Annotated in this window: 12 protein-coding genes; 5 read left to right on the forward strand and 7 right to left on the reverse strand. The window is 60.8% G+C overall.

Features of this window, described 5'->3' with window-relative positions:
• Positions 1-117: 117 nt before the first annotated feature.
• Positions 118-522 carry an NINE protein gene (locus JTJ32_RS15965; RefSeq protein WP_210042606.1) on the forward strand — a complete coding sequence of 135 codons (405 nt, stop codon included), beginning with the start codon at positions 118-120 and terminating at the stop codon, positions 520-522.
• A gap of 81 nt (positions 523-603) precedes the next feature.
• Here JTJ32_RS15965 and JTJ32_RS15970 read toward each other — a convergent pair whose 3' ends face one another.
• The 7 genes from JTJ32_RS15970 to gshB all read right to left on the reverse strand — a co-directional run bounded on the left by JTJ32_RS15970 (position 604) and on the right by gshB (position 6,757).
• Positions 604-1,875, reverse strand: a complete 1,272-nt coding sequence (locus JTJ32_RS15970; protein WP_099229427.1) for a dihydroorotase — start codon at positions 1,873-1,875, stop codon at positions 604-606.
• Complete coding sequence (locus JTJ32_RS15975) at positions 1,872-2,876, reverse strand: aspartate carbamoyltransferase catalytic subunit (RefSeq protein WP_004884375.1); 1,005 nt, start codon at positions 2,874-2,876, stop codon at positions 1,872-1,874. The genes JTJ32_RS15970 and JTJ32_RS15975 overlap by 4 nt, the downstream gene beginning before the upstream one ends.
• 12 nt (positions 2,877-2,888) lie before the next feature.
• Positions 2,889-3,401 (reverse strand): bifunctional pyr operon transcriptional regulator/uracil phosphoribosyltransferase PyrR, encoded by a 513-nt coding sequence (gene pyrR / locus JTJ32_RS15980; protein ID WP_184321894.1) that lies wholly within the window; start codon positions 3,399-3,401, stop codon positions 2,889-2,891.
• 97 nt (positions 3,402-3,498) lie between these two features.
• A complete protein-coding gene (gene ruvX, locus JTJ32_RS15985; RefSeq protein WP_004884373.1) occupies positions 3,499-3,939 on the reverse strand; it encodes a Holliday junction resolvase RuvX in 441 nt (146 codons plus the stop codon).
• Positions 3,939-4,511, reverse strand: coding sequence for a YqgE/AlgH family protein (locus tag JTJ32_RS15990; protein WP_099229429.1), 573 nt, complete (start codon positions 4,509-4,511; stop codon positions 3,939-3,941). Before JTJ32_RS15990 ends, ruvX begins: the two co-directional genes overlap by 1 nt.
• A 77-nt stretch (positions 4,512-4,588) precedes the next feature.
• Positions 4,589-5,491, reverse strand: coding sequence for an energy transducer TonB (locus JTJ32_RS15995; RefSeq protein ID WP_099229430.1), 903 nt, complete (start codon positions 5,489-5,491; stop codon positions 4,589-4,591).
• Positions 5,492-5,797: 306 nt separating this feature from the next.
• Entirely contained in the window at positions 5,798-6,757 is a 960-nt protein-coding gene (gene gshB / locus JTJ32_RS16000; RefSeq protein ID WP_099229431.1) for a glutathione synthase, read from the reverse strand.
• 233 nt (positions 6,758-6,990) lie between these two features.
• Between gshB and pilG the strand changes: the two genes are divergently transcribed.
• The 4 genes from pilG (at position 6,991) to JTJ32_RS16020 (ending at position 10,491) form a co-directional block, all read left to right on the forward strand.
• The gene (gene pilG, locus JTJ32_RS16005) at positions 6,991-7,401 is read left to right on the forward strand and encodes a twitching motility response regulator PilG (protein WP_099229432.1); all 411 of its coding nucleotides are present in this window, start codon (positions 6,991-6,993) and stop codon (positions 7,399-7,401) included.
• A gap of 49 nt (positions 7,402-7,450) precedes the next feature.
• Complete coding sequence (pilH, locus tag JTJ32_RS16010) at positions 7,451-7,816, forward strand: twitching motility response regulator PilH (protein ID WP_004884368.1); 366 nt, start codon at positions 7,451-7,453, stop codon at positions 7,814-7,816.
• 14 nt (positions 7,817-7,830) lie between these two features.
• A complete protein-coding gene (locus JTJ32_RS16015; protein ID WP_210042607.1) occupies positions 7,831-8,370 on the forward strand; it encodes a chemotaxis protein CheW in 540 nt (179 codons plus the stop codon).
• A 78-nt stretch (positions 8,371-8,448) separates the two neighbouring features.
• Positions 8,449-10,491 carry a methyl-accepting chemotaxis protein gene (locus JTJ32_RS16020; protein WP_210042608.1) on the forward strand — a complete coding sequence of 681 codons (2,043 nt, stop codon included), beginning with the start codon at positions 8,449-8,451 and terminating at the stop codon, positions 10,489-10,491.
• Positions 10,492-10,537: the final 46 nt, after the last annotated feature.

Below are 10,537 nucleotides of genomic sequence, written 5' to 3' on the forward strand. Positions count from 1 at the left end.
CCTTTGGCGACAAGGGTTTGACGGTGTAGAAGGGAGTCGGATGCCATACGTCGGATGACGACAGTGGAGTCACAAAAATGTTATTTATTTTTTTCTATTGGCTCAGAGAGGATACAAATGAACGGCTATCGCTCCGATACGCACAGCAAGGTCATGGGTTATCTGTTGTGGATTTTCGGATTTCTCGGCGCGCACCGTTTCTACTACGGCAAGCCTGTGACCGGGACGATCTGGTTCTTCACGTTCGGGCTGCTTGGCATCGGCTGGCTGATCGACCTTTTCCTGATTCCGTCGATGGATCGCGAAGCCGACCTGCGCTTCACTTCGGGCTCGACCGACTACAGCCTCGCCTGGATCCTGCTGACCTTCCTCGGCCTGTTCGGTGTGCACCGCATGTACATGGGCAAGTGGATCACCGGAGTTATCTATCTGTGCACAGGCGGGTTGTTTCTGGTCGGCATCCTGTATGACTTCTGGACGCTTAATAACCAGGTCTCGATGGAGAATGCACGACGCGGCTGACATCGGGTGGGCATGCCTCCCTAACGCTCTGCGTCCCACCTTACGGCCGGACGCGGAGCGTGGTTAGGATCAGGAGGTGCTTCAACGGCTATAGCTGATCCGCCCGTCCACCAGTGTGTAGCGCACCGAGCCCGGCAGGCAGTGGCCGATGAAAGGACAGTTCTCGCCTTTGGACAACCAGCTTTCGCCTGCAAGGGTCGAAGCGGCCGGGTCGAACAGGACGATGTCTGCCGGCGCCCCGGCGCTCAGTTTGCCCGCAGGCAGGCGCAGGGCGGCGGCAGGGCCGCTGCTTAAACGTGCGATGAGGGTTGGCAGGTCCAGAAGGCCGTCTTCGACCAGCGTCATGGCCAGCGGCAACAGGAGCTCGACGCTGCTGATGCCAGGCTCGGTCGCACCGAATGGCGCGAGCTTGGCATCACGCTCGTGAGGCTGGTGGTGGCTGGAGATGGCTTGAATCACCCCTGACTTCACGGCTTCACGCAAACCGTCACGGTCGGCGCGGGTGCGCAGTGGCGGCTGTACGTGGTAAAGGCTGGAGAAGTCGATCAGTGCCTCGTCGGTCAGGATCAACTGATACAGCGCCACATCCGCCGTCACCGGCAGCCCGCGCGCCTGTGCCTGTGCAATCAGGGCCGCGCCGCGAGCGCTGGTCAACTGGCTGAAGTGGGCGCGCACGCCACTTTGCTCGACCAGCAGCAGGTCGCGAGCCAGAGCAATGGTTTCGGCCGTTTCCGGAATGCCCGCCAGACCGAGGAAGCTCGCGGTCGGGCCTTCGTGAGCCAGCCCTCCCTCGGCCAGATCACGATCCTGCGAGTTGAAAATTACGGTCAGGTCGAACGTGGCCGCGTATTCCAGCGCCCGGCACAGCGTGCGCGTGTTGTTGAAGCTGCTCAGGCCATTGCCGAACGCAACGCAGCCTGCATCGCGCAGGGCGATCAGTTCGGCCAGTTGCTCGCCTTCCAGGCCCTTGCTGAGCGCACCGATGGGGAAGACCTTGCTGAAACCGGCTTCGCGAGCACGGTCCAGAATCAGCTCGGCAACTGCCGAGGTATCCAGTACCGGTTTGGTACGCGGCGGGCAGCACAGGCTGGTCACACCGCCAGCCGTCGCGGCACGGGTTTCGCTGGCGATGCTGCCTTTGCGGCTGTAACCCGGCTCGCGCAGGGATACATTGAGGTCGACCAGACCGGGCGCGGCGACAAGGCCGGTGGCGTCGATGGTCTGGCTCGCTTCGAAACCGGCCGGTGCCGCGCCGATTGCCAGAAGCTTGCATGCTTCAATGTGCAGGTCCGTGACTTGATCCAGACCGCTGACCGGGTCGATGACGCGAGCGCCGAGAATACTGAGCTTCACAGGGCGTTCTCCTGCTCGAACTGTCGTTGTGCGGTTTGTCCGCTCATGGCCATGGACAGCACCGCCATGCGTACCGCGATGCCGTAAGTCACTTGATTGAGGATCACCGAATGAGCCCCGTCGGCCACTGCCGACTCGATTTCCACGCCGCGATTGATCGGGCCGGGGTGCATGACGATGGCATCCGGCTTCGCAACCGCCAGACGCGCTGTGGTCAGGCCGAACAGGCGGTAGAACTCGCCTTCGCTGGGCAGCAGGCCGCCGGTCATGCGCTCGCGTTGCAGACGCAACATGATGACCACGTCCACGTCCTTCAAACCTTCGTTGAGATCGGTGTAGACCTTCACGCCATACTGCTCGATACCGACCGGCAGCAGGGTTTTCGGTCCGATCACACGGATGTCCGGGCAGCCCAGCGCCTTGAGCGCCAGCATGTTGGAGCGCGCTACGCGTGAGTGCAGGATGTCGCCGACGATGGCCACCGAAAGGTTCTCGAAACCGCCCTTGTGACGACGAATCGTCAGCATGTCGAGCATGCCCTGGGTAGGGTGAGCGTGACGGCCGTCGCCGCCGTTAATGATCGCCACGTCCGGGCAGACGTGCTCGGCAATGAAGTGCGCTGCACCCGAATCGGCATGACGCACGACGAACATGTCGGCTGCCATGGCCTCAAGGTTGCGCAGGGTGTCGAATAGCGTTTCGCCCTTGCTGGTGGACGAAGTCGACACGTTCAGCGTGATCACGTCGGCAGACAGGCGCTGGGCCGCCAGTTCGAAGGTGGTCCGCGTACGGGTCGAGTTCTCGAAGAACACGTTGCACACCGTCTTGCCACGTAACAACGGGACTTTTTTCACCGCTCGGGCACCGACTTCGAGAAACGAGTCGGCTGTGTCGAGAATTTCGGTGAGCAGCTCGCGAGGCAAGCCGTCCAGAGACAGAAAATGGCGCAGTTGACCCTGATGGTTCAACTGCAGCGGGCGCTTGGCGTCGAGAGGCGTCATCGCAATGGACTCTTAGAGGGCGGTAGAGAGGTCTTGAAGTTCGAGTGCAAGAGGCTCGGGGCCGGACAGCTTGATGCGTTCCTGTGGTGCCAGAGACAGCGTCGCGCCTACCACATTGGGCCTGATCGGCAGTTCACCGGCTTCCAGGTCCAGCAGGCACACCAGCGTGACACTGGCAGGGCGACCGTAGTCGAACAACTCATTGAGGGCCGCGCGGATGGTGCGGCCGCTCATCAGCACATCGTCGATCAGCACCAGATGCTGGCCTTCGATCTCGAACGGCAGCTCCGATGGGCGCACTTGCGGGTGCAGGCCGTTCTGGCTGAAGTCATCACGGTAGAAGGAAACGTCCAGCGTGCCGAGCGGCGCCGGGTTATCGAGCGTTTTGAGCAGCGCCTGCGCAACCCATACGCCGCCGGTACGAATACCGATGAAGCGAGGGTCGCTGATGCCGCGCTTGCTCAGATGAGCGTTCAGGTCAGTGGCCATCTGACGAATCAGTTCGGCGGGATTGGGCAGGCTCATGGTTGCTCCTTGGGGCTCTGACAGCGTCCGACCATGCGGCGCGGCTCAGGCGTAAACGTGGAATCCGGGTATCTCGAAGCTGTGCGGACGCAAAAAGTCACGCATTCAGCAGCTCGGGGTGCTCGTCGAGCCAGCCTTGCAGCAGCAGGGCGGCGGCGATGGCGTCGACCGGGTTGTCGCGGTAGCTGCCTTTCTGGCCGCCTCGGGCCATGCGCTCGCCCTTGGCTTCGAAGGTGGTCAGGCGTTCATCGTGGGTGTACACCGCCACGCCGAAACGGCCATTGAGCTTGCGGGAAAACTTTTCGGCCAGATCGCTCATATTACTGCGCGTGCCGTCCATGTTCAGCGGCAGGCCGACCACAATGGCGTCGGGTTGCCATTCCTTGATGAGTGCCTGAACCTTGTCCCAGTCCGGGATGCCATTCTGCGCCTTCAAGGTACACAGCTCACGGGCCTGACCGGTGATGGCCTGGCCGACCGCAACGCCGATCTGTTTGGTGCCGAAATCAAACCCCAGCAGCAGGCGCAATGCAGCCATCAGGCGTGTCCCGCTTGGGTCGAAAGAAGATTGAGATTGACGCCCAGTCGTGCGGCAGCGGCATTGAGACGCTGGTCGCTGTCCACGTCGAACAGGATGCCCGGGTCGAACGAACAGGTCAGCCAGGCGTTCGCGGCCATTTCGGCATCCAGCTGGCCGGCGTCCCATCCGGCATAGCCCAGGGTGATCACATTTTGATCGGGGCCATAACCGTCAGCGATCGAGAACAGCACATCCTGGGACGTGGACAGTGAAATGCCGCCGGGCAAGTCGACCGTCGCCTGAAAAATCTGGCCACTGGGGTGCAGCACAAAGCCGCGGTCGGTCTGCACCGGGCCGCCGGAATGAATGGGAATCTGCTGGCAGCGTACCGGCGCAGGCAGCTCCGGTCGCAATTGTTCGAGCACATCGGCCAGGGTCAGGCTTTGCGGGCGGTTGATCACCAGTCCCATTGCGCCATTGGCGTTGTGCTCGACGATGTAAGTCAAGGTCTGCGAGAAGTTCTCGTCGTGCATGTGCGGCATGGCGATCAAGAACTGATGCTTTAGGTAACTCGGAGAGACTTTTTTCATGAGCCCTAGTGTGGCGCTGAGCCGCGTGCCTGACAACTGTCAGTTGTGCGTGCGCTGGCGGTATTGGCAAAAAAGCGTCAATTGCTGGAAAGCTTGTCCCCGCGGGCGAATTTCCAGGTGCGAATGATCTCGAGCCGGTCAATGTCAGCCAGATCGCCGGTAAACGGCGCAAATGGCGCGGCAAGCCTCACGATTCGCTGCGCCGCCTGATCCAGAAGCGGTTGCCCGGAGGATTCGAGCACCAGCACTTCATACAGCGAACCGTCGCGATTGATCGAGACCAGCAGTCGCAGGTTTCCATAGATCTGCTTGCGACGCGCCTCTTCAGGGTAGTTGAGGTTGCCGACCCGCTCGACTTTCTTGCGCCAGTCATCCTTGTACCAGGCACCCTTGTCGCGCATGGTCGAGGCCGCGTTCAGGCGATGGATCTTCGGGCGTTTGGCATAAAGCTGCTGTTCTGCAGACAGCTCGGCTTCAAGGCTAGCGATTTCGTTGCTCAGCTCGGAGCTGTCGAAGGTCGGCGCGGCCTTGACCGCTGGGTCGGGTTTGACCTCTTCGCGCTTGGCGACGGTTTTCTGAGGGCTGGGTGCCGTCGTCGCAACAGCCGTCTTGGGCGCTTCCTGCTTGACCACCGGCTTGCTGGCCGGTGGCGGCGTGACCTTGTTGACCTTGGTGTCCTGATAGGGCGCGATTTCGGTGGTCTTGAGCGTTTCAGCCTTGTCCAGCGTACCGCTGCCCTGCTGGTCGTCCTGAGCGAGGAAGTCGGCCTGTTTGGGCTTTTCCTCGCTCTTGAACGTGGCGAGGGTGATTTCCAGCGTCTGCGAGATCTGCTCCGGCTTCACATAGGTAAAGCCCACCCCGAGAATGATCGCCAGATGGATCAACGCCGCGATCATCATGGTGAAGCCCAGACGATCAGCCGGACGCACGCCGACGTTGGCGAGTTCCAGCGGGAGGTCGTTTCTGGCCATCGATGTCATAGGCGGTTCAGCATCTCGTCAGCCTGCATGTCAAAGTCCGTGTCGTGTTACAGGTGACGCATGATAACGCAATGTAGCCTGAAGCTCTGGTCCGGATCGGACGAAGGGGGCTCGGTGCATGAAAGGCCCGGCAGTCATCGTGTCACGTTGTGCAGCAAGTACTAAGCCGAGGGAGGCGGCTTGCCGGCGATGCCATCGACGCGGTGTATCAGGAGAACCGCATTATCGTTCATCGCGGGCAAGCGCCCTCCCACTGTCTGATCTGCTGCGCCAAGGCGCCAGTCTTCACGCGGTGCAACCTGACAATCAGGCAGTGCGCGCCTGCAGCTTCTTCCCGATTGCATCCATCAGCAGCCCGCCAATGTCGGTGCCGAAGGCGTTGTCGATTTCACGGATGCAGGTCGGGCTGGTCACGTTGATTTCGGTCAGGTGCTCACCGATCACGTCCAGACCCACGAACAACAGACCTTTTTCGCGCAGGGTCGGGCCGATCTGCTCGGCGATCCAGCGATCCTTGTCGCTGAGAGGACGCGCTTCACCACGGCCGCCTGCCGCGAGATTGCCACGGGTTTCGCCTGCTGCCGGAATACGCGCCAGGCAGTAAGGAACTGGTTCGCCGTCGACCATCAGGATGCGTTTGTCGCCGTCCTTGATCGCGGGCAGATAACCCTGCGCCATGATCTGCTGGGTGCCGTGGGCAGTCAGGGTTTCCAGAATGACCGACAGGTTCGGATCGCCCGCACGGTGCCGGAAGATCGACGCGCCGCCCATGCCGTCCAGCGGCTTGAGGATCACGTCGCCGTGCTGTTCGGCGAACTCGCGGATGATGTCGGCGCGGCGGCTGACCAGCGTCGGCGGGGTGCATTGCGGGAACAGCGTGGCAAACAGCTTCTCGTTGCAGTCACGCAGGCTCTGCGGTTTGTTGACCACCAGCACACCGGCGCGCTCGGCCTGCTCCAGCAGGTAAGTCGCGTAGACAAATTCCATGTCGAACGGCGGATCCTTGCGCATCAGGATCACGTCCAGATCGTCCAGGCCTGCGTCGACTTCAGCCTCGAATTCAAACCATTTGCCCGGATCGGCGAACACCTTGAGCGGCTTCATGCGCGCACGGGCCTGACCTGCGTTCTGATACAGGTCCTTCTGCTCCATGTAGAACAGCTCCCAGCCACGCGCCTGTGCAGCCAGCAGCATGGCGAGCGAGCTATCCTTTTTATAGGAGATGCGCTCAATGGGGTCCATGACAATCCCTAGGCGAACGCTCATGGGCAATATCCTCTGATCGATAAGGGCCGATACGGCCGTGAAATTGGCGTCAGGGTGGCGCTCCGAGTGCTCCCGGTCAAGGGGCGGCGCAGTTTATGGATTGAGAGGGAGGAGTGTGCTAAAAAGGCCTCACACCAAGTCCAGGATCCTTCCGGATCAGTGAAGCCATACCATCAGGCTCCCAGTGCTTTGCAGTACACGCAAAAATTCGCTGCGGCGATGGAAGAGCAGATATGGAACAACATCCCACAGCCTTGAAAGTCATGGTCATCGATGACTCGAAGACCATTCGCCGTACCGCCGAAACGCTGCTGAGAAACGTCGGCTGTGAAGTCATCACGGCCGTCGACGGTTTCGACGCCTTGGCCAAGATTGCCGATAACCACCCGCGCATCATATTCGTCGATATCATGATGCCGCGTCTGGATGGCTATCAGACCTGTGCCCTGATCAAGAACAATCGAGCGTTCAAGTCCACGCCTGTCATTATGCTGTCTTCCAAGGACGGGCTGTTTGACAAGGCCAGGGGGCGGGCTGTCGGGTCGGATCAGTTTCTGACCAAGCCGTTCAGCAAGGAAGAACTGCTCAGCGCGATCAAGGCCCATGTGCCGAGTTTCGTTGCAGTAGAACAACACATACCGTGACGCTCGCGCCATTGAAGAACGCGTGCTCGCAACCTGACGGGGAACACCCATGGCTCGAATATTGATCGTCGATGACTCGCCGACTGAAATGTACAAACTCACCGGCATGCTGGAGAAGCATGGCCATGAGGTGCTCAAGGCTGAAAACGGCGCAGACGGCGTGGCCCTGGCCCGTCAGGAAAAACCCGACGCCGTGCTGATGGACATCGTGATGCCGGGGCTCAACGGCTTTCAGGCCACGCGTCAGCTGACCAAGGATGCCGACACTGCCATGATCCCGGTGATCATGATCACTACCAAGGATCAGGAAACCGACAAGGTCTGGGGCAAGCGCCAGGGCGCGCGCGACTACCTGACCAAACCGGTGGATGAAGACACCCTGATGAAAACCCTGAACGCGGTGCTGGCCGGCTGATTGCCGGAATCGCCATGGCCGAGCCACGCACAGCCTTTGAAATGCTTCTGGACATCGACCGGCGCTGTCGGTCGCTGGCGGCCGGCCTGCCTTTGCAGGAAGCTCATCAGCAGGACTGGGTCGGTATCGGGTTCAGAATGGGCGAGCAGCGTTTTGTGGCGCCCATTGGCGAGATCGCCGAAATCCTGCACGAGCCAAGACACGCCGCGTTGCATGGGGTCAAACCCTGGGTGGTGGGCATTGCCAATCTGCGTGGACGACTGTTGCCGCTGACCGACCTTTGCGGCTTCTTCGGGCAGGAACTGTCGCCCGTGCGCAAGCAGCGCCGCGTGCTGGTGGTCGAATATCAGGATGCGTTCGCCGGTCTGCTGGTGGACGAAGTCTTCGGCATGCAGCATTTCAGTCAGTTGAGCCTGATTTCCGAAGCGCAGGCCACGCTGGATCCGCATCTGTTGCCGTTTCTGCGCGGGCAGTTCATTCGTGAACAGGCTTGGCTGGTGTTCAGTCCGTGGGCGCTGGTGCAGTCTGCGGAGTTTGTGGATGTGGCGTTCTAAAAGGTCGCAGCGGCTCGCCGTGGGCGGGCCGGTTTTTGTGTCACGAATCGCAGTTGGTCCAGGCGGGGGCCTGATTTCATGAGTAAGACAGGCAGGTCACTGGAAGGCGCACGCAGTCGTACGCAAATTATCGTGCTGTTCTTCGCGCTCATCGTGTTCATCATGTTGCTGTTCGCCAACTTCGCTTACCTCAATACTCAGTCGAACTACGACAAGCAGTACATCGGGCACGCCGGAGAGCTGCGCGTGCTGTCCCAGCGCATCGCGAAAAACGCCACCGAAGCGGCGGCAGGCAAGGCCCAGGCGTTCAAACTGCTGGCCGATGCGCGCAACGACTTCGACCTGCGCTGGGGCTACCTGAGAAAAGGCGACCCCAACACCAGCCTGCCCGCCGCACCGTCATCGATCCGCGACGAGCTGCGCAACGTACAGAACGACTGGGAAGCGCTGCGCAAGAACACCGATGTGATTCTGGCCAGCGAGCAGACCGTGTTGTCGCTGCATCAGGTGGCCGCAACCCTGGCCGAGACCATCCCGCAATTGCAGGCCGAGTACGAAAAGGTCGTCGAAATCCTTCTGCAGAGCAAAGCGCCTGCCGCGCAGGTCGTGGTCGCCCAGCGTCAGGCCTTGCTGGCCGAGCGGATTCTGGGTTCGGTCAACACCGTGCTGGCGGGGGATGAAACCGCCGTGCAGGCTGCCGATGCCTTTGGCCGTGACGCCAGTCAGTTCGGACGTGTGCTCAATGGCATGCTGGAAGGCAACGCGACCCTGCGCATTGCCCAGGTCGAAGATCGGGATGCGCGAGCGCGGCTGGCCGAAATTGCCGAATTGTTCGAGTTCGTCTCCGGCTCGGTGGACGAAATCCTGGAAACCTCGCCCGAGCTGTACCGGGTGCGTGAAGCGTCGGGCAATATTTTCAATACCTCGCAAACCCTGCTGGACGAGACCTCGGTGCTGGCCAACAGCCTGGAAAACCTGGCCAACCGACGTACCGTCAACACGGTGGGCGGTTATGTATTGGGTCTGCTGGCGCTGATGTCGATCATCCTGATTGCGCTGGTGATGGTTCGCGAAACCAACCGCCAGTTGCGTGAAACCGCGCAGAAAAGCGAACGCAATCAGAATGCGATCATGCGCCTGCTCGACGAGATCGAAAACCTGGCCGATGGCGATCTGACCGTCACGGCCTCGGTGACCGAAGACTTCACCGGCGCCATCGCTGACTCCATCAATTATTCCATCGACCAGTTGCGTGAGCTGGTGGTCACCATCAATCTCACGGCAGAGCAGGTGGCCTCGGCCGTTGCCGAAACCCAGGCCACGGCCATGCAACTGTCGGCGGCTTCCAGGCATCAGGCGCTGCAAATCAGCGCGGCCTCGACCTCCATCAACGACATGGCGGCGTCCATCGATCAGGTGTCGGCGAACGCTTCGGAATCCTCATCGGTGGCCGAGCGCTCGGTGACCATCGCCAACAAGGGCAATGAGGTGGTGCATAACACCATTCGGGGCATGGACAACATCCGCGAGCAGATTCAGGACACCTCCAAGCGCATCAAGCGTCTTGGCGAGTCCTCTCAGGAAATCGGCGACATTGTCAGCCTGATCGACGATATTGCCGATCAGACCAACATTCTGGCCCTCAACGCCGCCATTCAGGCGTCCATGGCCGGTGATGCCGGGCGTGGTTTTGCCGTGGTTGCCGACGAAGTCCAACGCCTGGCCGAACGTTCGTCGTCGGCCACCAATCAGATCGAGACGCTGGTTCGGGCGATCCAGAACGACACCAATGAGGCGGTCATCTCCATGGAGCAGACCACCAGTGAAGTGGTGCGTGGTGCACGGCTGGCGCAGGATGCCGGCGTCGCGCTCGAAGAGATCGAAGGCGTGTCCAGAGTGCTGGCCGAGCTGATCGAAAGTATCACCGATGCCGCGCGACAGCAGGCCGAGTCGGCCGGCCAGATTTCCCAGACCATGAGCGTGATCCAGCAGACCACCTCACAGACCACCTCGGGGACCGCGGCAACCGCCGAGAGCATTGGCAATCTGGCGAAGATGGCCAGCGAAATGCGCCGTTCAGTGTCGGGTTTCACCTTGCCGCCATCGAAAAAAATCGGATGATGTTCACTCAATGAACGATCTGGACCGGGTAAAGGGCGGTATTTGT

The organism is Pseudomonas alliivorans (assembly GCF_017826695.1).
Lineage (GTDB): Bacteria > Pseudomonadota > Gammaproteobacteria > Pseudomonadales > Pseudomonadaceae > Aquipseudomonas > Aquipseudomonas alliivorans.

Excerpts from the sequence above, each read along its gene's own strand:
- JTJ32_RS16015 (WP_210042607.1), top strand. The coding sequence starts at position 7,831 with ATGGCCGAGCCACGCACAGCCTTTGAAATGCTTCTGGACATCGACCGG.
- JTJ32_RS15965 (WP_210042606.1), top strand. The coding sequence starts at position 118 with ATGAACGGCTATCGCTCCGATACGCACAGCAAGGTCATGGGTTATCTG.
- pilG (WP_099229432.1), top strand. The coding sequence starts at position 6,991 with ATGGAACAACATCCCACAGCCTTGAAAGTCATGGTCATCGATGACTCG.
- JTJ32_RS15975 (WP_004884375.1), bottom strand. The coding sequence starts at position 2,876 with ATGACGCCTCTCGACGCCAAGCGCCCGCTGCAGTTGAACCATCAGGGT.
- JTJ32_RS15995 (WP_099229430.1), bottom strand. The coding sequence starts at position 5,491 with ATGACATCGATGGCCAGAAACGACCTCCCGCTGGAACTCGCCAACGTC.
- ruvX (WP_004884373.1), bottom strand. The coding sequence starts at position 3,939 with ATGGCTGCATTGCGCCTGCTGCTGGGGTTTGATTTCGGCACCAAACAG.
- pilH (WP_004884368.1), top strand. The coding sequence starts at position 7,451 with ATGGCTCGAATATTGATCGTCGATGACTCGCCGACTGAAATGTACAAA.
- pyrR (WP_184321894.1), bottom strand. The coding sequence starts at position 3,401 with ATGAGCCTGCCCAATCCCGCCGAACTGATTCGTCAGATGGCCACTGAC.
- JTJ32_RS16020 (WP_210042608.1), top strand. The coding sequence starts at position 8,449 with ATGAGTAAGACAGGCAGGTCACTGGAAGGCGCACGCAGTCGTACGCAA.
- JTJ32_RS15990 (WP_099229429.1), bottom strand. The coding sequence starts at position 4,511 with ATGAAAAAAGTCTCTCCGAGTTACCTAAAGCATCAGTTCTTGATCGCC.
- gshB (WP_099229431.1), bottom strand. The coding sequence starts at position 6,757 with ATGAGCGTTCGCCTAGGGATTGTCATGGACCCCATTGAGCGCATCTCC.